Below are 22,915 nucleotides of genomic sequence, written 5' to 3' on the forward strand. Positions count from 1 at the left end.
TTGATGAGCGCTGTAAACACGCCTGCAGGTTTTACCGACTACAAAGTCGCCGACATCTCCCTGGCTGCCTGGGGTCGTCGCGAAACCATCATCGCCGAATCGGAAATGCCGGCCCTGATGGGTCTGCGCCGCAAGTACCTGGCTGAACAGCCACTCAAGGGCGCCAAGATCCTCGGCTGCATCCACATGACCATCCAGACCGCCGTGCTGATCGAAACCCTGGTTGCCCTGGGTGCCGAAGTACGCTGGTCGTCCTGCAACATTTTCTCGACTCAAGACCAGGCCGCAGCCTCCATCGCCGCTGCCGGCATTCCTGTGTTCGCCTGGAAAGGCGAGACCGAAGAAGAGTACGAGTGGTGCCTGGAGCAGACCATCCTCAAGGATGGCAAGCCTTGGGACGCCAACATGATCCTCGACGACGGCGGCGACCTGACCCAGCTGCTGCACGACAAGTACCCACAGGTACTGGACCGCGTTCACGGCGTGACCGAAGAAACCACCACCGGCGTGCACCGCCTGCTGGACATGCTGGCCAAGGGCGAGCTGAAGGTTCCTGCGATCAACGTCAACGACTCGGTGACCAAGAGCAAGAACGACAACAAGTACGGCTGCCGTCACAGCCTGAACGACGCCATCAAGCGCGGCACCGACCACCTGCTGTCCGGCAAGCAAGCGCTGGTCATCGGCTACGGTGACGTAGGCAAGGGCTCGGCCCAGTCCCTGCGTCAGGAAGGCATGATCGTCAAGGTTTCGGAAGTGGACCCGATCTGCGCCATGCAAGCCTGCATGGACGGTTTCGAGCTGGTTTCGCCGTTCATCGACGGTATCAACCACGGCACCGAAGCCAGCATCGACAAAGCCCTGCTGGGCAAGATCGACCTGATCGTGACCACCACCGGTAACGTCAATGTTTGCGACGCAAACATGCTCAAGGCCCTGAAAAAGCGTGCCGTGGTCTGCAACATCGGCCACTTCGACAACGAAATCGACACCGCTTTCATGCGCAAGAACTGGGCATGGGAAGAAGTGAAGCCACAGGTGCACAAGATCCACCGCACCGGTCCTGGCGATTTCGATGCACAGAACGACGACTACCTGATCCTGCTGGCCGAAGGCCGCCTGGTGAACCTGGGCAACGCCACCGGTCACCCAAGCCGCATCATGGACGGTTCGTTCGCCAACCAGGTCCTGGCACAGATCTTCCTGTTCGGCCAGAAGTACGCCGACCTGTCGCCGGCCCAGAAAGCCGAGCGCCTGACTGTTGAAGTACTGCCGAAGAAACTCGACGAAGAAGTGGCCCTGGAAATGGTTCGCGGCTTCGGCGGCGTGGTCACTCAACTGACCAAGCAACAGGCTGAATACATCGGCGTAACCGTCGAAGGCCCGTTCAAGCCAGACGCCTACCGCTACTAAGAGCAGCTGCAGGCGGCAAGTCATCAGCGGCAAGCAAAGAGTCAAAAGCTCTGCTTGCTGCAACTGACCTGGTGCTTGCCCTAATCGCTATAGCAGTTTCAAGCAGCAGGCTGCAGGCACAAGAAACCAGCGCACCTCCGCTTTTTCTTGGCGCTTGCCGCCTGTTACTTGCAACTGGAGGTCCCCTCCATGTCCAAAGATCGTCGCTACAGCTTCGAGTTCTTCCCCACCAAGACCGATGCTGGGCATGAAAAACTGCTCGCCACTGCCCGTCAGCTGGCCGGCTACAACCCCGATTTCTTTTCCTGCACCTACGGTGCCGGCGGCTCGACCCGTGATCGCACGGTCAACACCGTGCTGCAACTGGAGAGCGAAGTTAAAGTCCCTGCGGCGCCGCACCTGTCCTGCGTCGGCGACAGTAAGGACGACCTGCGCGGCCTGCTGCAGCAGTACCAGGCAGCCGGCATCAAGCGCATTGTCGCCCTGCGTGGCGACCTGCCTTCGGGCATGGGCATGGCCAGCGGTGAACTGCGCTACGCCAATGACCTGGTGAGCTTCATCCGCGAGGAAACCGGCAGCCACTTCCATATCGAAGTCGCCGCCTACCCGGAAATGCACCCGCAAGCGCGCAACTTCGAGGAAGACCTGGTCAACTTCGTGCGCAAGGCCAATGCCGGTGCCGACAGTGCGATCACCCAGTACTTCTTCAACGCCGACAGCTACTTCTACTTCGTCGAGCGCGTGCAGAAGATGGGCGTGAACATCCCGATCGTGCCGGGCATCATGCCCATCACCAACTACAGCAAGCTGGCGCGCTTCTCCGACGCCTGCGGCGCAGAGATTCCGCGCTGGATCCGCAAGCAGCTGGAAGCCTATGGCGATGACAGCGCCAGCATCCAGGCCTTCGGTGAACAGGTAATCAGTGACATGTGCGAACGCCTGCTCCAGGGCGGCGCACCCGGACTGCACTTCTATACCTTGAACCAGGCCGACCCGAGCCTGGCGATCTGGAACAACCTCCAGCTGCCACGCTGACAGGCTGCAACCCAAGCTCCGGGCCCTGGTGAAAACCGGGGCCTTTTTGTTTGCAGCAGCCTTGAGCTAGAGCGTCCGGAACTGCCTCTAGCAATTGCATGATCTCTCGTCGTAATCTCCAGCAATGTCCGTCATAGCCCGGTTGCTGACCACCTTTCTCTGCACTTGCCTGAGCCTTGCCGCCCATGGCGAGAAGCTGCGCATTGTCACCGAACCCTGGGCGCCCTATGTCTATGAGGAAAATGGCACGGCCAAGGGCCTGGACTACGAAACCACCGCCATTGTCTTCCAGCGCCTGGGCATAGAGGTGCAGTGGCAGTTCCTGCCCTGGAAACGCTGCCTGGCGATGCTGGAAACCGGCCAGGCCGATGGCGCCCTGGACATCTTCCACAGCGACCAACGCGACGGCACCCTGCTCTACCCCAACGAGCCGCTCTCGGACGTGGAGTTCGTGATGTTCTATGCCAACCAGCGCCCACACCCGTTCAAGCGCCTGAACGAACTCAAGGGCCTGACCATCGGCACTTCCCCCGGCTATCTGTACAGCGACGATTTCAGCAACTCGACCCTGTTCAACCGCGAACCGGCCCCCACCCACGAAGCCAATTTCGGCAAGCTGCTGCTGGGGCGGATCGACCTGCTGATTACCGACAAACGGGTCGGCCAGCACCTGCTGGACAGCCTGGGGCTGCGTGACCAGGTCAGCCAGAACCCCACTGTCATCAGCCGCCAGAGCCAATACCTGGCCGTGCGCCGCAATGCCGGCATGGACCTGCTGGTACAGCGCTTCGGCGCCGAACTGAAGCGCTTCAAGCGCGAACCGGCCTACGCCCAACTGAGCGCCAAGTACGGTGCTGAACCTGCCCTGCCGCCGGTCAGGTCTTCATCAACCCGCGAGTCAGAAAAAACCGTTGAGCAGCAGGAAAGCAGCGCACACTGATTGCTCTGTTATACTCCGGCCTCCCGCCAGGCTCACGCCCGGACGCTGGACCCTGTTCAAGGCCTCTCCACCCCGCTACGGCGCAGCCAACCGGCCCGCGCGAGCCGCCGGTGAATGACCCTTCAGGCCAGCAGGACCGGACGGGATTGCGTCCTCTTAAACGCCATTCACGCCCGGCAAGATTATCCCTTTGGGCCAAGCCCTCACTAAAACAGGATTACTCATGTCCTTTGCTTCCCTCGGTCTCTCCGAGGCTTTAGTCGGCGCCATCGAAGCCGCCGGCTACACCCAGCCTACTCCGGTGCAACAGCGGGCCATTCCCGCCGTGTTGCAAGGTCGCGATCTGATGGTCGCGGCACAGACAGGTACTGGTAAAACCGGCGGTTTCGCCCTTCCGATCCTGGAACGGTTGTTTCCCAACGGTCATCCGGACAAATCCCAGCGTCATGGCCCGCGCCAACCCCGCGTACTGGTCCTGACCCCCACTCGCGAGCTGGCCGCGCAAGTGCATGACAGCTTCAAGCTGTACGCCCGCGACCTGAAGTTCGTCAGCGCCTGCATCTTCGGCGGCGTCGGCATGAACCCGCAGGTTCAGGCCATGGCCCGTGGCGTCGATGTGCTGGTGGCGTGCCCCGGCCGTCTGCTGGACCTGGCTGGCCAGGGCAGCGTCGACCTGTCCCACGTGGAAATCCTGGTTCTCGACGAAGCCGACCGCATGCTCGACATGGGCTTCGTCCATGACGTCAAGAAAGTCCTCGCCCGCCTGCCGGCCAAGCGCCAGAACCTGCTGTTCTCCGCGACCTTCTCCAAGGACATCACGGACCTGGCCGGCAAGCTGCTGCACAACCCCGAGCGCATCGAAGTGACCCCGCCGAACACCACGGTGGAGCGTATCGAGCAGCGGGTCTTCCGCCTGCCGGCCAGCCACAAGCGTGCCCTGCTGGCGCACCTGATCACCGCCGGCGCCTGGGAACAGGTCCTGGTGTTCACCCGGACCAAGCACGGCGCCAACCGCCTGGCCGAGTACCTGGACAAGCACGGCCTGAGCGCTGTGGCGATCCACGGCAACAAGAGCCAGAACGCCCGTACCAAAGCGCTGGCCGACTTCAAGGCCGGCGAAGTGCGGATCCTGGTCGCCACCGATATCGCCGCCCGCGGCCTGGATATCGACCAACTGCCTCACGTGGTCAACTTCGAGCTGCCTAACGTCGACGAAGACTACGTGCACCGTATTGGCCGTACCGGCCGTGCCGGTCGCTCCGGCGAAGCCATCTCCCTGGTGGCTCCGGACGAAGAGAAACTGCTGAAAAGCATCGAGCGCATGACCAAGCAGAAGATCGCCGACGGTGACCTGATGGGCTTCGATGCCAGTGCAGTGGAAGCCGAGAAGCCGGAAGTGCGCGAGCGTCCGGATGTGCGCAACCCGCGCAATCCCCGTGGCCCACGCGGCGATGGCCCGAACGGCGGTGGCGGTGGTGGCGGTCGCAAGGACAAGGGCAAGGACAAGGGCGGCAAGGAAAAACCCGCCCGTGGCGAACGCCCGGCCCGCGAGCAGAAGCCTCGTGAAGGCACCCCGGCCCGCGAACAGCGTCAACCGACGCCCCGTGCCGATCGCGCACCGGACGAGTTCCTCGATGACGACGTGGACAACTTCGGTAACCGCGCTGACTACGTCAGCCCGTACCAGAACAAGAACAACCAGGGCCGCGGCCGCCGCCCAGGGGCTCCGGCCCAGGGTGCGGGCGCTGGCAATCCGCCACGCGGCGGTGCCGGTGGTGGCCAGGGTCGCTCCGGCAACCCGCGCAACAGCAACGGCAGCACCACCGGCACCGCGCCGGCCAAGCGCAGTGGCGGCCCGCGCAACGGCGCCCCTCGTGACAGCCAGGGCCGTCGCGACGAGCCGCGCAATCGCCGCCCGAACCGTGACGATCAGCCACGCCAGGAACCGGCCGTGCAGAATCCTCGGGGCAACCAGCCGAAGATCATGCACAAGGAATCCAAGGCCGATCGTTTCCCGACGCCTGAGCAGCTGGATCAGTTGCCAAGCCGTCCACGGGGCGAAAAGCCGGCGCTGCTGACCCGCAACCGCTGAGCCTCGCGCTGAAATGAAAAACGCCCCTGGCCGCAAGGCCCGGGGCGTTTTTCATGGCGGCTGGTCGAGGGCGTTTCTGTAGCCGCTGCCGCAGGCTGCGAACGACGGGAAACCCGGCGCCAGGACCTGACCGGCTCACCGCATTTCATGACGGGCAATAAAAAATGCCCCCGGTTTGTGGTCGGGGGCGTTTTTTGCTTTCGCAGGTTGCGATCAGTCCTATAAGGGCTGTGCGGGGGAGATCGCGAAGGCCCTGCGGGCCTTGTCGCAGCCTGCGGCAGCGGCTACAGACGAAGCATTACTTCGCTTTCACGCCTTCGAAGCTGATGTACAGGTCAACATTGTTGGAGGCCGGGCCCAGGTCCATCATCTTGCCGAAATCCTGGCGATTGATGCTGGTGGTACCTTCGAAGCCGGCACGGTAGCCGCCCCATGGGTCCTTGCCTTCACCCAGGAAGGTGGCCTTGACCACGACCGGCTTGGTCACGCCGTGCAGGGTCAGGTCGCCGGCCACGTCAGCGGTCAGCTTGCCGTCGGCGTTCTTGCCGGTGGGCTTGACGCTGGTGGAGACGAACTTGGCGTCGGCAAACTTGCCAGCGTCCAGGAAGTCCTTGCTGGTGATGTGCTTGTCACGTTCGGCGTGGTTGGTGAACACGCTGGCGGTGCGCACGTTGACTTCGATCTTGGCGTCTTCCGGCTTGGCCGCGTCAAAGCTGAACTTGCCGTCCAGGTCCTTGAAGGTACCGGTGATGAAGCTGTAGCCCAGGTGGCTGATCTTGAAGTCGACGAAGGCGTGCTGGCCTTCCTTGTCGATCACGTAGTCCGCTGCCATCACTTGACCGGCCGCCAATACAGCAGATCCGATTGCCAGAGCGGCGAGAGTCTTTTTCAACATGCTTTCTATTCCTTTTGAGTCAAGGTTGAACATCAGGCTTTGCGACCCAGCATACGGGTAAGGGTCGCATCACGATCGATAAAGTGGTGCTTCAGCGCAGCCAGGCCATGGATACCGGCAAAGATCACCAGTGCCCAGGCCAGGTACAGATGCACCACACCTGCTACATCTGCCTGGTCCGGTAGTCCCGAGATCAGGGCAGGAACTTCAAACAAGCCGAACACCGGGATACCCACGCCGTCGGCGGTGGAGATCAGGTAACCGGCAATCATGACCGCGAACAGGCCGAGGTAGAGGAACGCGTGCCCCAGCTTGGCCCCCAGGCGGGTCAGCGGCCCATGGCTGGCCGGGGCCGGCGGCGGTGGGCTGACCCACCGCCACAACACCCGCAGCAGCATGATTGCAAACAGTGTCAGGCCGATACTCTTGTGCAGGTCCGGCGCGTCTTTGCGCCAGGTGCTGTAGTAGTCGAGGCCGACCATCCACAGGCCCAGGGCGAACAGACCAAACACCGCCAGGGCCACGCCCCAGTGCAGAACAATGCTGACCCAACCATAGCGAGAAGAAGAATTACGTAACTGCATCAGTTGCATCCTGTAAGAAACGCAGATCAAGACTAGCGATTTACCTATCGAATTAAAGCGGAATTTTTTGCTTTGAAATATCGAGAAATACGATCAGTAGTCTGGACCGAGCGCGTTAAGAAAAGATTAAGCCTCACGCCAAGCCAGCCTCCTTGCTCCCTCGCGCCGTGCCCTGGGTCTTGCAGGCGGCGTCTTTGCACCTGACGCATCACGCCGTGGCGCGTCTTGCACAATAGGTTGTCCCGCGGCCATGCATTGCATAGGCTTGCCCGATTGTTCGCCCGCGCCGTTGGCGGGCCGCTTCCAGGAGACTGTACATGGGCCTGAATAACCAGTGGATGCAACGCGATCTTGCGGTGCTGTGGCATCCCTGCACCCAGATGAAAGACCACGAACAGCTGCCGTTGATCCCCATCAAGCGAGGCGAAGGCGTCTGGCTGGAAGACTTCGAAGGCAAACGCTACCTGGATGCGGTCAGCTCCTGGTGGGTCAATGTGTTCGGCCACGCCAACCCGCGCATCAACCAGCGCATCAAGGACCAGGTGGACCAGCTGGAACACGTGATCCTCGCCGGCTTCAGCCACCAGCCGGTGATCGAGTTGTCCGAGCGCCTGGTCAAGATCACCCCCGAAGGCCTGACCCGCTGCTTCTACGCCGACAACGGTTCGTCATGCATCGAAGTGGCGATGAAGATGAGCTTTCACTACTGGATCAACCGCGGCCAACCGAACAAGAAGCGCTTCGTCACCCTGAGCAACAGCTACCACGGCGAAACCATCGCCGCCATGTCAGTGGGCGATGTGCCGCTGTTCACCGAGACTTACAAGGCCCTGCTGCTGGACACCCTCAAGGTGCCGAGCCCGGACTGCTACCTGCGGCCCGAAGGCATGAGCTGGGAAGAACACTCGCGGAACATGTTCGCCGCCATGGAGCAGACCCTGGCCGAGCACCACGAAACAGTGGCCGCGGTCATAGTCGAGCCGCTGATCCAGGGCGCCGGCGGCATGCGCATGTATCACCCGGTGTACCTCAAGCTGCTGCGCGAAGCCTGCGACCGCTATGGCGTGCACCTGATCCATGACGAGATCGCCGTGGGTTTCGGCCGCACCGGCACGATGTTCGCCTGCGAGCAGGCCGGCATCCGCCCGGATTTCCTGTGCCTGTCCAAGGCCCTGACCGGCGGCTACCTGCCCCTGGCCGCGTGCATGACCACCGACGATGTCTACAGCGCCTTCTACGACGACTACCCGACCCTGCGCGCCTTCCTCCACTCCCACAGCTACACCGGTAACCCGCTGGCCTGTGCCGCGGCCCTGGCGACCCTGGATATCTTCGAGCAGGACAATGTGGTGGAGAACAACCACGCGCTTGCCCGGCGCATGGCCAGCGCCACCGCGCACCTGGTGGACCACCCCCACGTTGCCGAAGTACGCCAGACCGGCATGGTCCTGGCCATCGAGATGGTCCAGGACAAGGCCAGCAAGACCGCCTACCCCTGGCAGGAACGCCGCGGCCTGAAAGTCTTCCAGCACGCCCTGGAACGCGGCGCCCTGTTGCGTCCCCTGGGCAGCGTGGTGTATTTCCTGCCGCCGTACGTGATCACCCCGGAACAGATCGACTTCCTCGCCGAAGTCGCCAGTGAAGGCATCGATATCGCCACCCGCGACCAGGTCAGCGTGGCGGTGCCCAAGGACTTCCACCCCGGCTTTCGCGATCCGGGCTAGAGCAGGTCGTTAGTTGTGGCGAGGGAGCTTGCTCCCTCGCCACAGAACGCTTTCCACCGATTCACATTCAACAGAGAACCCAGATGAGATTGTCCCGCTTCTTTATCGACGCCCCCCTGAGCCTAGGCGAACACGAGTTGCCGGAAGCCCAGGCACACTACATCGGGCGCGTACTGCGCATGGCCGAAGGTGCTGCCCTGCAGGTGTTCGATGGCTCGGGCACCGAGTTTCGCGGGGCTCTGGTGGAAGTGGGCAAGAAGCGGGTTCGGGTCCAGCTGAATGAAAGCTTCGCCGGCCAGCAAGAATCACCGCTGCGGATTCACCTGGGCCAGGGCCTGTCCCGGGGCGAGCGCATGGACTGGGCGATCCAGAAGGCCACGGAGCTTGGGGTCAGCGAAATCACCCCGATCTTCAGCGAGCGCTGCGAAGTGCGGCTCAAGGACGAACGCGCCGACAAGCGCCTGCTGCACTGGCGCCAGGTGGCCATCAGCGCCTGCGAACAGTGCGGCCGCTCACAGGTCCCGGTGATCCACCCACCCGTGCTGCTGGCGGACTGGATCACGCAGGCCCGGGCCGACCTGAAGCTGGTGCTGCACCCCGTGGCCCAGCCCCTGGAAAGCCACGCCAAGCCTGCCAGCCTGGCGTTCCTCATTGGCCCTGAAGGCGGCCTGACAGACGCCGAAGTGGAACTGTCCCACAGCGCCGGTTTCCTCCCCGCACGCCTGGGGCCGCGGGTGCTGCGTACCGAAACCGCACCGGTGGTGGCCCTGGCCGTGGCCCAGCAACTGTGGGGCGACTTCTAACCCCTCCTGGTGGTGGCTATTGCACCGGATCGCTGGTGGGTTGGGCGATGATCGCTTTGAGTTCACTGGTCATGGGGAATTCCAGGTTCAGGCCCTTGGGCGGAATCGGCTGCTGGAACCAGCGCTGGTAAATGCCGTTGATCTCCCCGGAGCGGTACAGGTCCGCCAGGGCGCCATTGACCAGGGCCAGGAACTGCGGGTCATCCTTGCGCACCATGCAGCTGTAGATCTCCCGCGACTGTTCTTCCCCCACCACCACCCAGTTGTGCGGATCCCGGGCCTTGGCCCGCTCGCCGTACAGCAACGCATCGTCCATGTAGAACGCCGCCGCACGCCCCGACTGGAGCATCTGGAAGGCCTCGCCGTGGTCCTTGGCGCTGATCACGAACATGTCGATCTTGTGCTCGACGTTGTAGCTCTTGAGAAAGCGCTCGTTGGTGGTCCCCGCCGTGGTCACCACGTTCTTGCCCCGCAGGTCGGCGAAGCTCTTGATCCCGCTGTCCTTGGCGGTCAGCAACTGGCCTTTGACGTAGATGAAACCGTAGGAAAACGCCACCTGCTTCTGCCGCTCGGCCGTCACCCCGGTGGAACCGCACTCCAGGTCCACGGTGCCGTTCTGCACCAGGGGAATGCGGGTCTGCGAGGTCACCAGGTTGTATTTCACCTTCAGGTTGGGCAGGTGCAACTGCTGCTGGATGCGCTCCACCACCTTGCTCGCCAGCTCCACGGAATAACCCATGGGCTTGCCGCTGTTATCCCCCACGTAGGAAAAGGGCACCGAGGCATCGCGATAACCCAAGGTAATACTGGCGCTGTTGGCGATCTTCGCCAGGGTGCCCTGCAGAGGCGCTTCATTGGCCTGGGACATGGCGCTGAACAGCAGCCCCAAGGTGCAGCCGAGCAACGTGATCTTATGCATTGTTATTCTCCGTTGTGGGTAAGGGCAGTTAGCGGCGGGCCGCGATGATGCTGATTTCGACAAGGATCTGCGGGCGCGCCAGGGCCGCCTGCAAGGTGGTGCGCGCCGGCGCCTGGCCGGGGGACAGCCAGGCCGACCAGACTTCGTTCATCACCGCGAAATCGGCCTGGATGTCCTTGAGGTAGATCGTCGCGCTGAGCAGGTGCTCCTTGTCGCTGCCGGCCTCGGCCAGCAAGGCGTCGATCTTCTCCAGCACCTCGCGGGTCTGGCCGCCGATATCGCTGCTGGCCCCCGGCACCTGCCCGGAAAGAAACACCAGTCCGGCAAAGCTCACCGCGCCACTCAGGCGCTCGTTGCTGTGGATACGCTGGATACTCATCTGAAGACTCCTTTTAACGTTCAGGCAACGCGGGGCGCCAGGCCCTGCATGTCGATACTGGTGCAACGCTGGCCGATCAGTTCGCCCAGCAATTGGCCGCTGCCACAGGCCAGGGTGAACCCCAGCGCGCCGTGGCCAAGGTTGAGCCACAGGTTGCGGTAGGCGGTGGCCCCGATCAGCGGCACGCCGCTGGGGGTAGCCGGACGCATGCCGGCCCATTCCACGGCTGCCTGATAGTCACCTGCCTCGGCGAAGGTCTGGGCCGCCTGACGGCGCATCAGGGCCAGGCGGCCGGGGTCTGGCGCCGGGTCGAAACCGACGATGTCGACCATGGCCGCCACCCGCAGTTGCTGGCCGATACGCGCATAGACGATCTTGCGGTTGTAGTCGGTGATGCTGATGTCCGGCGCCCGGTGCTGCGGGCCGATGGGCACGCTGAGGCTGTAGCCCTTGAGCGGATACAGCGGCAGTTGGAGCCCGGGCAGGCGCAGTTCGGCGCTGCGGTGCCCGGCCGCCAGCACCAGTTGGTCCACCGGCAACATGCGCTCCCCCAGGTCGATGGCCTGGACCTTATCCCCCCCATGGTGAATGCCCCGCACCCGCTGGCCCAGTAGGATTTCGCAGCGCCCGGAAGCGCGCAGCCGCGTGGCCAGTTGCTGGCAGAAGGCGTGGCAGTCGGCCACTTCTTCATCCGGGGTATAGATACCGCCGACGAAGGGCGTATCCCCCAGGGCCGGTTCCAGGGCCGTGCATTCGACAGCGCAAAGCACCTGTTGCTGGCCGCTGTCCGCCAGGTTGTGGCGGGCGTGCTCGAAGCTTTTTTGCTCGCGGAAAGTCACCAGCTTGCCGTTGCGCCGCCAGTCGAAGCCTTGTAGGCCATCCTCTTCGCGCCAGCTTTGCAGGGTGCTCTGGCTGAGCAGCGCCAGGCGCAGTAGGTGCGCGCCATTGCGCCGGTTCACCGAGTGCCGGCAAGCACCGAGGAACCCCGCCAGCCAGCGCCACTGCGCCGGGTCCAGGCGTGGCCGCAGCTTGAGCGGAGAGTCGCCCTTGAGCATCCAGCCCAGGGCCTGCCAGGGCACCCCGGCATCGGCCAGAGGCGCCACATAGCGATAGGACAACTGCCCGCCGTTGGCGAAACTGGTCTGGCTGCCCAGGGACTCCTGAGCCTCCACCAGGGTCACCTCAAAGCCCTGGCGGACCAGGGCGTAGGCACTGGCCAAGCCGATGACGCCCCCTCCAATGATGCAAACCCGCTGACTCATGACTGCCCCTGGCCTGTTGGTCGATGGCCCAAGGTTAGGGGCAGGTGACAGGCGCCGGACAATGAATAAAGATGGACCTCCCATAAACAAAGGTTATGGACTGCCCCATGCGCCTTCGTCATATCGAGATTTTCCAGGCCATCCGCCAGACCGGCTCCATCAGCGGCGCAGCGCAGTTGCTGCATGTCTCCCAGCCGGCAGTGACCAAGGTTTTGCAGCACGCCGAACTGCAGCTGGGTTTCCCGTTGTTCCTGCGGGTGCGGGGCAAGTTGCAGCCAACCCCGGAAGCCCTGGAGCTGGAGCGGGAAGTGGACAAGGTCAGCGAGAGCCTGCAAGGGGTACGGCGCCTGGCCCAGAACCTGCGCCGGGCGCCGGGCCACAGCCTGCGCATCGGCGCCACACCAGCCCTGGCCCTGGCCTTGCTGCCGCCCGCCATCAGTGAATGGACCCGCCTTTACCCGGACAGCCTGTGCGAACTGTCCAGCGCCCATAGCCGCGAGCTGGTACAGAACCTGCTGATGCGCGAAATCGACCTGGCGCTGACCCTGCAACCCCCGGATCACCCGGGCCTGAGCGCCCAACCCCTGGCCCAGGGTGTGCTGGTGGCCCTGGCGCCGCTGGGCTTCTGGCCCGAACACAGCCGCGGCCAGCCCCTGGCGCTGCAGGAGCTGGCGGACGCGCCACTGATTGGCCTGAGCAGCGCCGACCCGTTGTCGGCCCGGCTCGACAGCTACCTCAAGTCGGTGGAGCCGCCGCCGCGGGTGAGCATTGCCGTGCAGACCTATTCCCTGGCCCGGGCCATGGTTGAGTCCGGCGCCGGGCTGGCCTTGATCGACCCCTTTACCGCCCTGGGCGCCTCAACGGCCAACACCGCTATCCGCCCCTTGAGCCCGCCGCTGCCGATCACCCTGTACGCCGTGACCCGCGCCGCAGAACCGCCGCCCCACACCCTGGCCAGCCTGCTGGAAATCTTCGCCCACCAGGCCCAGGCCCAGCTCGACCGCCCCTTGTAGGAGCTGGATTGCCAGCGAAAGCGTCCGCCAGCCCGGTGCTAATCCAGAGGACCCGCTGCGCCGGCCAGCCGGCCGCTACAGGACGTAGAACAGGATCGCGACGAAATGCAGCAGGCTGCCGGCGATCACGAACAGGTGCCAGATGCCGTGGGCATGACGCAGGCGGCTGTCGAGGGCAAAGAAGATGATGCCCACGGTGTACAGCACCCCGCCCGTGGCCAGCCAGGCGAAGCCGGCTGGCCCCAGGGCCGCCAGCAGCGGCTTGACCGCCACCAGGACGATCCAACCCATCACCGCGTAGATCACGATGGAGAGAATCCGCGCCTCGGAGCGCGGCTTGATCTCCTGGAGGATGCCGATCAGCGCCAGCCCCCAGACGATGCCGAACAGGGTCCAGCCCCAGGGCCCGCGCAGGGTCACCAGGCAGAACGGCGTGTAACTGCCGGCAATCAGCAGGTAGATCGAAAAATGATCAACCTTCTGCATGATGTTCTTCGCCCGTCCGCGCACGCTGTGGTAGACCGTGGACACGCTGTAGAGCACCAGCAAGGTGAAGGAATAGATCGCCACGCTGACGATCTTCCACGGGCTGCCATCCAGGCTGGCCAACACCACCAGCCAGATGCCGCCGATAAACGCCGCGATTGCCCCCAGCAGGTGGGTCCAGGCGTTGAATCTTTCTCCGTGATACATCAGTCGCTCACCCTTGAAACATTGAAAAAACACGCAAGGCTCAGGCCTGCAGCTTGAAAGCGCAATATGTCTATTGGGGCGCGGCCGAGAAAAAACCAGCGGCCACGTCCTGACCGATCGGGCATCATCACCCCCTCCTCAGCAGAGTCCGGACCATGCTCATCGACGAAGAGTTGACCCTGAAAAAGCTCGAAGTGTTTCTGGCCTTCATGCGCACCGGCAACCTGGCCCGCGCCGCCGCCGAGTTGCAGACCAGCAATGTCAGCGTGCACCGGGCCATTCACTCCCTGGAAAATGCCCTGCGCTGCCCGCTGTTCAAGCATGAAGGGCGCAACCTGACGCCCCTGGAAAGCGCCTTCGTCCTGGAGGAACGGGCACAGAAGCTGGTGCAGGACGTGGTCGAGAGCGTGCGCCTGACCCGCGAAGCGGCGGGCTTTTCAGCAGAACGCTTCAAGCTCGGCGCACTTTACTCGCTGACGGTGAAAACCGTGCCGCAGCTGATCATGGGCCTCAAGCTGCGCCGCAGCGAGCTGAACATCGACCTGATCCTGGGCTCCAACATCGACCTTTTGTACAAGCTCAAGAACATGGAGGTGGACGCCATCCTGATTTCCCTGGACGACAGCGCCCATGACCCGGACTGCGAGCAACTGCCGTTGTTTTCCGATGACATTTTTCTCGCCACCCCCGCCGATTCGCCCTTTGCCCAGCAGAGCGAAGTGGACCTGGCCGACGTGCGCGACGCCACCTTCATCACCCTGACCCAGGGCTTTGCCACCCATCAGGACGGGGTGCGAGTGTTCAAGCAAGCAGGGGTCGAACCCAAGGTGGCGATGCAGGTCAACGACATCTTCACCCTGCTGAGCATGGTCAGCTCCGGGGTCGGTTATGCGTTGCTGCCGGGGAGGATCGCGGCGGTGTATGAGAACCGCGTGAAACTGATACCACTGCAGGCGCGCTACCGCCTGCAGCAGCATATCGGCGTGGTGTTTCTCAAGGCCAAGGAGCGCGACCCGAACCTGTTGGCGCTCCTGGCCGAATGCCGGATGTACGCCAACCGGCAAAGTACCTAGAGGCCGGTGCCTACGCGCCCAGCAGGCCGCGCATCAGCAGGAACAGCAACGACGGCCCCAGCAGGCAACCCAGGGCGGTGTAGAACGCCGCCGTCAGGCAACCGTAGGGCACCAACTTCGGATCGGTGGCCGCCAGCCCCCCGGCAACACCGCTGGAGGTGCCCATCAGGCCGCCGAAGATCACCGCGCTGCGCGGGTTGTTGAGGCCGATCAACGGCGCCACGAACGGCGTCATCACCATCACCAGGATCGCCTTGATCAAGCCCGCGGCAATCGACAGCGCCATGACTTCGGAACTGGCGCCAATCGCCGCCCCGGTCACCGGACCGACGATGTAGGTCACCGCCCCGGCGCCAATGGTGGTCAGGCTCACCGCATCGGTATACCCAAAGGCCATGGCCACGCCGACTCCAGCCACAAAGGACGAGCCGACCCCGACGAACAGCGCCAGTACGCCGACGAATCCGGCGCGCTTGAGCTCCTCGACACTGACCCCGAAGGCCGTGGCGACAATCGCGAAGTCCCGCAGCATTGCCCCGCCCAGCAGGCCGATGCCCGAGAGCAGCGGAATGTCCACCACGCCCTTCTGCCCACCGGTGAAAGCACCGCCCACATAGGACAGCACCAGCCCCAGCAGAATGGCGATGGCCGAGCCGTGCAGGCGGCCCTTGGTAAAGGTGTTGGAGATCCAGTAGGACACCCACATGGTGATCCCGATCACCGCAAAGCCGCTAATCAGCCCGTAGCCGGTAATGACCTTCATCATCGATTCGTACATGGCCCTTACCCCACTGTTTTCTGAGCAACGGCAGCATCAGGCGCCTTGTTGCCGATGCGCACCAGCACCGGTACCAGGGCGAAGGCGATCACCACCGCCAAGGTACCGGCGAGAATCGCCATCGGACCGCCCTTGAGCGCGCCATAGACGTTCTGCTGGGCGGCCATGGCCACCACGATGGGGATGTACACTGCGCCCCAGAACTCCACGCCCTGTTCGGACTTGCCGGCGAACAGCCCGCGCTTGTGCAGGTAACTGCCCAGGCCGATCAACAGCAGCATGGCGATACCGACCCCGCCGACATTGGCCGGCACGCCGATCAATTTGCCCAGCAGCTCACCGATGAAAATACCCACCAGGGTACAAAAGGCCAGGAAGGCCACACCGTAGATAATCATTGTCGTAGTCCTCAAAGTGCATCGTCGAAGTTGTTGTTCTTGTGCTTCGTCAGCCTGAGTCGGTGCTCTATCGGTCGCGGCTTCCCTCCTCACTCAACAGGGCTTGCAGGGTATCCAGGCGCGCGCCGTCGAAGGCGATCACCGTCCCTTGGGCAAACACCCGGCGGGCCAGCCCGGTCAGTACCGCGCCGGGAGGCAATTCGATCTGCAGGCGCACCCCGCGCTCGTAGGCGCTTTGCACCGTGCCGCGCCAGTCGACGACGCGGCACATGTTGAAGGCCAGGTCATCGCGCAACGCTTCCACGGAGCGCATGGGCCGCGCTCGGCTGCCACTGAGGTAGCCCAGCTTCGGCAGTTGCAGGGGTACCTCGGCAAAGGCGGCAGCCAGGGCCTGGGCCGGTTGTTCCAGCAGTGGGCAATGGGACGGCACGCTGACCGCCAGGCGCTTGGCCACACCGCCCCCGCACCCCCGGGCCAACTCGGCCACGGCATGCATCGCGGCATCGCTGCCGGCGATCACCACCTGGTTGTCGGCGTTGATATTGGCCAGGTACACCGGCCTCTGCGGGCTGTGGACCTGGGCCAGCAGCCCTTCCACCGCCGCCAGTTCCAGGCCGATCAATGCGGTCATGCCATAGCCCTGTGGATAAGCCTGCTGCATCAACTCACCCCGCAGGCTCACCAGGCGCAAGGCGTCGGCAAACTCCAGGGCCCCGGACACCACCGCCGCCGGATAGGCGCCGATGGACAGGCCCGCCACGTAGTTCACCCGAGTATCGGGCTGCAACAGAGTGCGCGCCGCCGCCACGCCGGCGATCAGCAGGCACAGCTGCACCGCCCGGGTGCTGGCCAGGGCTTGGGGTGAATCCAGCGTCAGTACGTCCTGCCCCAGCATATCGCTGGCCTCTTGCAGGCAGGCCCGCGCTTGCGGGCTTTGCGGCAGACGCTGGAGCATCCCCGGCTGCTGCGCGCCCTGGCCCGGAAACACCAGCAGGCTGCTCATGCCGCCTGCTCCTGAGGGTTCCAGGGGTCGCTGACCAGGCGCGCGCCACTGGCGCTCTTGAGCAGAACCCGGGCAGCCGGCCCGGCCCATTCGCGCAGGGCCAGGGCGCCACCGGGCACCTGCAATTGCATATCCACCGGGCAACCGGCGCCGTCCAGCAGCGCCAGCAATTCACGGGCCCGGGCCCGTGGCAGAAGCTCCGGGGTACGCAGGATCAGGTCCAGGTCGCTGTGCTGATGCAAGGCCGCCACGCCGCTGGCCAGCTCGAAACCGGCACTGCCACTCACGCCCCAGATCCACTCCAGGGCATCCAGCTCATCGCGCAAATGCTGCAACGCCTGCAACGCCGGCCATGGGCGCTGGGGCGGTACATGACACAGCTGCTCGGGGCGCACCCCGCGCTGCACGGCTTGCAGATCCAGCAGCGCCGGATAGCGCTGTTCCCGGGAAACACCGCGCAAACCCACCGCAACCTGCCCCGGTGCAGTCAGGGCCCGGCGCACCACCACCGGCTGCCCGGCCTCCAGCACCGCATGGGCCCAGGCCGGCGCATCGCCCGGCAACTGCGCCGGGGTCATGCCCCACAGCAGATCGTGGGGCAGCCAGGGGCCGCACCCGCTCACCACTGCTCCCGCAGCAACTGCCGGACTCGGCTCGACGCCGCCCGGTTCACCGCGCCCAGACGGCTGCCGAGGTCGACGCCCTTGGCCCGCACATCGGCAATCGCCGCCAACAGGCATTGATCGACCCGGGCCAGATCCTCCGCCGTCGGTTGTTCGATCTGCCGCACCGACAGGGTTTCCCACAGCAGGCCCAGGCCCGCGTAGCTGTCGATGTCATAGGCCATGGGCGGCACACTGGCGGCCAGGGCTTCCAGTTCCTCGACGCTGCGCAGGGTCACCCGCGCCGCCGAGGCCTTGCCCATGGCGTGCACCATCACCCCCGGGTCACGCAGGGCGATCAAGCGGTTGGCCTGATACCCATGGGCCAGAAAGGCCCCGGACATGGCCTTGCCCACCAGCAGGGCAATCACCGGGTGCCCGGCCAGGCGGGCCCGGGCATAGCTGTCGGCGGCGCCCGCCAGGGCCTGATGAATGCCCAGCGCCTCTTCGCGCCGTCCATAGGCCTGGCTCGGCACATCGACAATGGCGATCAGCGCCCGCTTGTGCTCCTGGTCCTGATCGGCGCGGATCACCTCATCCACTGCCTTGGCCAGCCCCCAGCCTTCCAGCAGGCCGACCTCGCCCTGGCGGGCGCGGGGAAAACGGTTGTCGGGGTCAGGCACTACCGCAATGAAGCGCGCCGGCTGCCCGTCCAACTGGCCGTCGGCAACCTTCAAGGAAGGTGGCAGGCCGCTCACGGGGGTCACATCGCCACTCAAGGCGTCGAACCAGTTCAGGCCCCGCAGGGAACTAGCAGTCATGGGCGGTCTCCTTGATACAGGTCGCGAACCGTCGCCGCATCGATTTGCGGCGTCGTGTCCAGGCGGGACAGACGTTGCAGGTACAGCTCGGCCTCGCGGCTGCGTTGCCGCGACGGCAAGCCCAGGGCCAGCAGCTCACGGACCTGGGCCTGGATCAGTGCCACGTCGTCAGCCACGTAGCGGTCCACCAGGCCACTGGCGAAACGCTGCTCGCCGCCGGTCAGGCTCCAGATGAAAGGCCGGTCCCGGGAGTCGTATTCCTCAAGGCCCGCTTCCTGCTCGATCACCTGCGGGCCGTTGAGCCCCAGGCGCGCTTCCTGGGTGACCAACAGATAACTGCACAAACCGGCGGCAATCGACATGCCGCCAAAGCAGCCGACGCTGCCGGCCACCACGCCGACCACCGGCTGGTACTGGCGCAGGTCGACAATCGCCGCATGAATGTCGGCAATCGCCGCCAGCCCCAGGTTGGCTTCCTGCAGGCGCACGCCGCCGGTTTCCAGCAGCAACACGGCGCGGGTCGGGATGCCGTTGCGGTTGTCCTCGGCGGCCAGCTCCAGGGCGCCGGCAATCTTCGCCCCGCCCACTTCACCGAGGCTGCCGCCCTGGAAAGCGCCTTCGATGGCAGCAATCACCACCGGCGAACCCGCGATGCTGCCCTTGGCGATCACCACCCCGTCATCAGCCTGGGGTACTACGCCCTGGCGCTCCAGCCAGGGCGACATGACCCGCTGGAACGGGTCCAGCAACTCACGAAAGCTGCCGGCATCCAGGAGTGCCCGGGCCCGCTGCCGAGCACCCAGCTCGACGAAGCTGTGCTTGTTCAACAAGCGTGCGCTGTCAGTCATGGCCGATCTCCTCGAAGCCCTGCTCCAGGCGCAGGCGCACCACCCCGGGGGTGGCGCCGAAATCATGGATGTCGATCAACAGCGCCGGCGGCGTCTGGCCGTCGAACATGCGCTCGAACAGGTGCTGCCAGCGCGATGCGCTGCCGTTTACCGAGGTCTGTACCTGGATGCTCAGTTTGCCGGGTTGGCCCGGCTCCAGCAGCACTTCCAGGTCGCCGGAGCCGACACAGCCCACCAGGGCGCGGCCACGGCCGGGCTGGCCGGCGGGGAATTCAAAGGACAAGGTTTCCATCAGTTCGCTCCCTGGTTAACAGCATCGCCGGATTCGATCCGGTCCAGCAGCAGGCTGGCCGCCAGCAAGTCGGCAGCGCCGCCGGGCGAGGCATTCAAGGTCAGTAGTTGCAGATCCAGTTCATGCAGGCGACGACGCCCGGCCAAGGTGGCGCTGCCACCAGCATCGAGCACCGCCCGGGCCCCCTGCTGCATGGCCTGCAGGCCCAGCTCACCGGCGCGATAGAGCACGCAGGTGTCCGCCAGCCGGCTCATGATCGCCAGCAAGGCATCGAGCCGGGCATTCTGTTCGCCATGGCCCTGGGCGCGGCTGCGCTTGAGCTGCGGCAGCCCCAGTTGCAGCACGGCGGGAAAGCCTTGCTGGGCTTCTTCGCGGGCACCGCGCACGCCGTAGCGCAGCGCCACCTGGGCGCCATGGCTCAAGGGGCGTGGTGCATAACGGTCTTCGAGCAAGGCCAGGCGCGCGGCCCGCAGCGCGACACTTCCGGCACTCGTGGCTTGAGGTTCCAGCGCGGCGGCGGCCACCAGCAGCCCCAGGGCCCAGATCGCCCCGCGATGGGTATTCACCCCACCAGTGGTGGCGAGCATGGCCTGCTCGCCTTCTCGGCCAATGCGCCCCAGGGCTTCACGCAGGGGCAGGCCCACTTCCCCGAGCAGCAGGGCAGCGTCGGCCATTTCCTTGAAGGCCGGCCACAGCGACAGCGCCGAGGCATGCATCAGGCCCAGGTGCAGGTCGGTGTGGGCGCCATTGCCACGGCGGTCCACCAGGGCCGGCTTGGGCGACAGGTCGGCCTCGTCGATCAGCGCGTCCACCGCCAGGTCCGCCAGGCGCTCGGCCAGGCTCGGGGTGGGTGATTGCAGGTTGAATGCGTGCATTACCAGCTCCTGAACTTGGCGGGCGGGTTGTACAGGCCACCGGACCACTCCACCAGGTCGGCCACGCTTTTCGCCGCCAGCAGCTCGCGGCTGGCGTCGGTGCGGCGAATGCCCAGGTCTTCCGGCAGGGCAATCAGGCCTTCACGGCGCATGCGCGCGGTGTCCTTGGGGTTGTGGCGCAAGCCGATGGCGGTAACCCCGGCCACGGCGGCGATCATCGCCTGGCGCTCTTCCAGGGAACGGGCCTTGTACAGGTAGGCGATGCCTTCCTCGGTCAGCAGGTGGGTGACGTCGTCGCCGTAGATCATGATCGGCGCCAGGGGCATGCCACTCTTGCGCGCCACGTCCACCGCGTCGAGGGTTTCGACGAAGGTCGGTTTGCCGCCTTCCTGGAAGGTTTCCACCATCTGCACCACCAGCTTCTTGCCGCGTTCGAGCATGGCCTGGGGTGCATCGCTCTGATCCTGGCGCATATCCAGCCAGGCTGGAGTGCCGTGGCGGCGCCCGCGGGGGTCGTGGCCCATGTTCGGTGCCCCGCCGAAACCGGCCAGGCGGCCACGGGTCACGGTGGAGGAATGGCCGTCGCCATCCACCTGCAAGGTGGCGCCGATAAACAGGTCCACCGCGTACTGCCCGGCCAGCTGGCAGAACATCCGGTTGGAACGCAGGGAACCGTCGCGACCGGTGAAGAACACGTCCGGACGCGCGGCGATGTAGTTTTCCATGCCCAGTTCGGTGCCGAAGCAATGCACGCTTTCTACCCAACCGCTTTCAATGGCCGGGATCAGGGTCGGGTGAGGATTGAGGGTCCAGTTGCGGCAGATCTTGCCTTTCAGGCCCAGGGATTGGCCGTAGGTGGGCAGGATCAGCTCGATGGCCGCGGTGTTGAAACCGATGCCATGGTTCAGCGACTGCACGTTGTGTTTTTCGTAGATGCCGCGAATCGCCATCATCGCCATCAGCACGTGCACCGGCTTGATATGGCGCGGGTCGCGGGTGAACAGCGGCTCGATATAGAACGGCTTGTCGGCCACCACCACGAAATCCACCCAGGACGCGGGAATGTCGACCCGGGGCAGCTCGCTGACATCGTCCACCAGCTGGTTGACCTGGACGATGACAATGCCGTCGCTAAAGGCCGCCGGCTCGATCAGCGCGGGCGTGTCCTCGGTACTGGGGCCGGTGTAGATGTTGCCGGCGCGGTCGGCCATGAACCCGGCAGAGAGCACCACATTGGGGATCAGGTCCACCACCAGCCGCGCATAGAGTTCGATGTAGGTATGGATGGCGCCGATTTCCAGCAGCCCGTCTTCCAGCAACTGGCTGATGCGCAGGCTCTGGGTGCCGGCAAAGGAAAAGTCCAGCTTGCGGGCGATGCCGCGCTCGAACAGGTCCAGGTGCTCGGAACGGCCGACGCTGGGCATGATCATGTGCAGGTCATGCAGCCTGGTCGGGTCGGCCTTGGCCAGGGAGCGGGAGAGAAAGTCCGCCTGTTTCTGGTTGTTGCCTTCCAGCACCACCCGGTCGCCGGGCAGGATCAGCGCTTCCAGGGCCGCGACGATCTTGTCGGTCGGCAACACCACGCCATCGGCGATGGCCCGCACCTGCTCGAGGCGCCGCTGCTTTTCGCTGCGCCGCCGCGACCAGCGCGCGTCGGGGGAAATTATTGTTGTCATGCTCACTCCACGGGTTCGCTGTCGTGGCAGTCACCTTAGGAGTGAAAACGGGGGACATCAATCAAGCGCGGCGTTAGATCGTTACGCTCAGCGTAATGATTTGGGAGCCATGGCACTCTCATGCTCTCTCGGTACACAATGCCCGCCGTACCAGCCCATGAGCGGCCTGGGCAGACCAAGATGAGAGTCAGCATGGACACACCGATTCGCTCGAACCAGGCGCTGCTGGAGCAGCTCAAGCATGGCCTGAAGCCCGACTACCTGATGTTCTGGGGGCACCAGCCCACCCGGGACGGACGCATCTCCCAGAGCTGTTTCAGCCAGTGGTTCGACGCAGGTCTGGAACTCGATGGCATTCAGTACCCCAGCGCCGAGCATTTCATGATGGCCGGCAAGGCCCTGCTGTTCGGCGACCAGGAAACCCACGGGCGGATCCTCAAGGCCGTGACGCCCGCCGACGTGAAGCAACTGGGTCGCGAGGTGCGCGGCTTCGATGACGCCCGCTGGACCGAAGCACGCCTGGATATCGTGGTGCAGGGCAACCTGGCCAAGTTCAGCCAACATCAGGCGCTGGGGGAATACCTGCTGTCCACAGGCGACCAGGTACTGGTGGAAGCCAGCCCGGTGGACCGGATCTGGGGCATCGGCCTGGCCGCCGAGGATGCCAGGGCCAGCCAGCCGGAACAGTGGCGCGGCCTGAATCTGCTGGGCTATGCGCTGATGGAGGTGCGGGACAGGTTGCGCATTGGCTGAGGGGCTGCCTTCGCTGGCAAGCCAGCTCCTACCGGCGGTGTTGT

At 64.6% G+C, this 22,915-nt stretch carries 24 protein-coding genes; 9 read left to right on the forward strand and 15 right to left on the reverse strand.

The genetic code is table 11. The annotated features are described in order from the left end of the window. The first annotated feature begins 3 nt into the window (after positions 1–3). From ahcY to rhlE2, 4 genes are all read left to right on the forward strand, one after another. Positions 4–1,413 carry an adenosylhomocysteinase gene (gene ahcY, locus AC1RGE_RS22355; protein WP_011063972.1) on the forward strand — a complete coding sequence of 470 codons (1,410 nt, stop codon included), beginning with the start codon at positions 4–6 and terminating at the stop codon, positions 1,411–1,413. A gap of 189 nt (positions 1,414–1,602) precedes the next feature. Continuing rightward, positions 1,603–2,448, forward strand: coding sequence for a methylenetetrahydrofolate reductase [NAD(P)H] (gene metF / locus AC1RGE_RS22360; protein ID WP_011063973.1), 846 nt, complete (start codon positions 1,603–1,605; stop codon positions 2,446–2,448). A gap of 124 nt (positions 2,449–2,572) precedes the next feature. After that, positions 2,573–3,388 (forward strand): substrate-binding periplasmic protein, encoded by an 816-nt coding sequence (locus AC1RGE_RS22365; RefSeq protein WP_011063974.1) that lies wholly within the window; start codon positions 2,573–2,575, stop codon positions 3,386–3,388. Positions 3,389–3,611: 223 nt separating this feature from the next. Beyond that, positions 3,612–5,480 carry an RNA helicase RhlE2 gene (gene rhlE2, locus AC1RGE_RS22370; RefSeq protein ID WP_011063975.1) on the forward strand — a complete coding sequence of 623 codons (1,869 nt, stop codon included), beginning with the start codon at positions 3,612–3,614 and terminating at the stop codon, positions 5,478–5,480. A 298-nt stretch (positions 5,481–5,778) separates the two neighbouring features. Here rhlE2 and AC1RGE_RS22375 read toward each other — a convergent pair whose 3' ends face one another. Continuing rightward, positions 5,779–6,375 carry a YceI family protein gene (locus AC1RGE_RS22375; protein WP_011063976.1) on the reverse strand — a complete coding sequence of 199 codons (597 nt, stop codon included), beginning with the start codon at positions 6,373–6,375 and terminating at the stop codon, positions 5,779–5,781. 32 nt (positions 6,376–6,407) lie between these two features. Beyond that, on the reverse strand, positions 6,408–6,959 hold the full coding sequence (locus tag AC1RGE_RS22380; RefSeq protein ID WP_103290349.1) for a cytochrome b: 552 nt from the start codon (positions 6,957–6,959) through the stop codon (positions 6,408–6,410). 317 nt (positions 6,960–7,276) lie between these two features. Here AC1RGE_RS22380 and AC1RGE_RS22385 point away from each other — a divergent pair, with 317 nt between their 5' ends. Continuing rightward, on the forward strand, positions 7,277–8,683 hold the full coding sequence (locus AC1RGE_RS22385; protein WP_019095273.1) for an adenosylmethionine--8-amino-7-oxononanoate transaminase: 1,407 nt from the start codon (positions 7,277–7,279) through the stop codon (positions 8,681–8,683). A gap of 83 nt (positions 8,684–8,766) precedes the next feature. Further along, positions 8,767–9,486 carry a 16S rRNA (uracil(1498)-N(3))-methyltransferase gene (locus tag AC1RGE_RS22390; RefSeq protein ID WP_072443597.1) on the forward strand — a complete coding sequence of 240 codons (720 nt, stop codon included), beginning with the start codon at positions 8,767–8,769 and terminating at the stop codon, positions 9,484–9,486. 16 nt (positions 9,487–9,502) lie between these two features. Here AC1RGE_RS22390 and AC1RGE_RS22395 read toward each other — a convergent pair whose 3' ends face one another. From AC1RGE_RS22395 to AC1RGE_RS22405, 3 genes are read right to left on the reverse strand one after another with little or no spacing between them, the layout of a single operon-like run. Continuing rightward, the gene (locus AC1RGE_RS22395; RefSeq protein WP_011063980.1) at positions 9,503–10,405 is read right to left on the reverse strand and encodes a transporter substrate-binding domain-containing protein; all 903 of its coding nucleotides are present in this window, start codon (positions 10,403–10,405) and stop codon (positions 9,503–9,505) included. 28 nt (positions 10,406–10,433) lie between these two features. After that, positions 10,434–10,784, reverse strand: coding sequence for a RidA family protein (locus AC1RGE_RS22400; protein ID WP_011063981.1), 351 nt, complete (start codon positions 10,782–10,784; stop codon positions 10,434–10,436). 20 nt (positions 10,785–10,804) lie between these two features. Then, positions 10,805–12,046, reverse strand: coding sequence for a D-amino acid dehydrogenase (locus AC1RGE_RS22405; RefSeq protein WP_492585052.1), 1,242 nt, complete (start codon positions 12,044–12,046; stop codon positions 10,805–10,807). Positions 12,047–12,153: 107 nt separating this feature from the next. Between AC1RGE_RS22405 and AC1RGE_RS22410 the strand changes: the two genes are divergently transcribed. After that, entirely contained in the window at positions 12,154–13,059 is a 906-nt protein-coding gene (locus tag AC1RGE_RS22410) for a LysR family transcriptional regulator (protein WP_047289693.1), read from the forward strand. 75 nt (positions 13,060–13,134) lie between these two features. On the opposite strand, the gene trhA is transcribed toward AC1RGE_RS22410, so the two are convergent. Next, the gene (trhA, locus tag AC1RGE_RS22415; RefSeq protein ID WP_011063984.1) at positions 13,135–13,752 is read right to left on the reverse strand and encodes a PAQR family membrane homeostasis protein TrhA; all 618 of its coding nucleotides are present in this window, start codon (positions 13,750–13,752) and stop codon (positions 13,135–13,137) included. 155 nt (positions 13,753–13,907) lie between these two features. Between trhA and AC1RGE_RS22420 the strand changes: the two genes are divergently transcribed. Further along, entirely contained in the window at positions 13,908–14,825 is a 918-nt protein-coding gene (locus AC1RGE_RS22420; RefSeq protein ID WP_346624717.1) for a LysR family transcriptional regulator, read from the forward strand. Between the two features lie 10 nt (positions 14,826–14,835). Here the strand turns inward: AC1RGE_RS22420 and madM are convergent, their stop codons facing one another. The 9 genes from madM to mdcA all read right to left on the reverse strand — a co-directional run bounded on the left by madM (position 14,836) and on the right by mdcA (position 22,118). After that, positions 14,836–15,603 (reverse strand): malonate transporter subunit MadM, encoded by a 768-nt coding sequence (gene madM / locus AC1RGE_RS22425; RefSeq protein WP_016968745.1) that lies wholly within the window; start codon positions 15,601–15,603, stop codon positions 14,836–14,838. Between the two features lie 5 nt (positions 15,604–15,608). Beyond that, a complete protein-coding gene (gene madL, locus AC1RGE_RS22430; protein WP_060841513.1) occupies positions 15,609–16,001 on the reverse strand; it encodes a malonate transporter subunit MadL in 393 nt (130 codons plus the stop codon). A 67-nt stretch (positions 16,002–16,068) separates the two neighbouring features. After that, the gene (gene mdcH / locus AC1RGE_RS22435) at positions 16,069–17,004 is read right to left on the reverse strand and encodes a malonate decarboxylase subunit epsilon (protein ID WP_492585054.1); all 936 of its coding nucleotides are present in this window, start codon (positions 17,002–17,004) and stop codon (positions 16,069–16,071) included. After that, a complete protein-coding gene (locus tag AC1RGE_RS22440) occupies positions 17,001–17,627 on the reverse strand; it encodes a malonate decarboxylase holo-ACP synthase (protein WP_492585056.1) in 627 nt (208 codons plus the stop codon). The genes mdcH and AC1RGE_RS22440 overlap by 4 nt, the downstream gene beginning before the upstream one ends. After that, entirely contained in the window at positions 17,624–18,427 is an 804-nt protein-coding gene (gene mdcE, locus AC1RGE_RS22445) for a biotin-independent malonate decarboxylase subunit gamma (RefSeq protein WP_123577187.1), read from the reverse strand. Before mdcE ends, AC1RGE_RS22440 begins: the two co-directional genes overlap by 4 nt. Further along, complete coding sequence (locus AC1RGE_RS22450) at positions 18,424–19,275, reverse strand: biotin-independent malonate decarboxylase subunit beta (RefSeq protein ID WP_011063991.1); 852 nt, start codon at positions 19,273–19,275, stop codon at positions 18,424–18,426. The genes mdcE and AC1RGE_RS22450 overlap by 4 nt, the downstream gene beginning before the upstream one ends. Then, positions 19,268–19,567: a malonate decarboxylase subunit delta gene (locus tag AC1RGE_RS22455; RefSeq protein WP_015637356.1), complete on the reverse strand. Its 300-nt coding sequence runs from the start codon at positions 19,565–19,567 to the stop codon at positions 19,268–19,270. The genes AC1RGE_RS22450 and AC1RGE_RS22455 overlap by 8 nt, the downstream gene beginning before the upstream one ends. After that, positions 19,567–20,442 (reverse strand): triphosphoribosyl-dephospho-CoA synthase, encoded by an 876-nt coding sequence (locus tag AC1RGE_RS22460; RefSeq protein ID WP_015637357.1) that lies wholly within the window; start codon positions 20,440–20,442, stop codon positions 19,567–19,569. The genes AC1RGE_RS22455 and AC1RGE_RS22460 overlap by 1 nt, the downstream gene beginning before the upstream one ends. Then, positions 20,442–22,118 carry a malonate decarboxylase subunit alpha gene (gene mdcA / locus AC1RGE_RS22465; RefSeq protein WP_019095282.1) on the reverse strand — a complete coding sequence of 559 codons (1,677 nt, stop codon included), beginning with the start codon at positions 22,116–22,118 and terminating at the stop codon, positions 20,442–20,444. Before mdcA ends, AC1RGE_RS22460 begins: the two co-directional genes overlap by 1 nt. Before the next feature lie 192 nt (positions 22,119–22,310). Here mdcA and ybiA point away from each other — a divergent pair, with 192 nt between their 5' ends. Continuing rightward, positions 22,311–22,871 carry a riboflavin biosynthesis intermediates N-glycosidase gene (ybiA, locus tag AC1RGE_RS22470; RefSeq protein WP_072451795.1) on the forward strand — a complete coding sequence of 187 codons (561 nt, stop codon included), beginning with the start codon at positions 22,311–22,313 and terminating at the stop codon, positions 22,869–22,871. The last annotated feature ends 44 nt before the right edge of the window (positions 22,872–22,915 follow it).

It is taken from the genome of Pseudomonas sp. GW823-FHT02C05 (assembly GCF_058797595.1).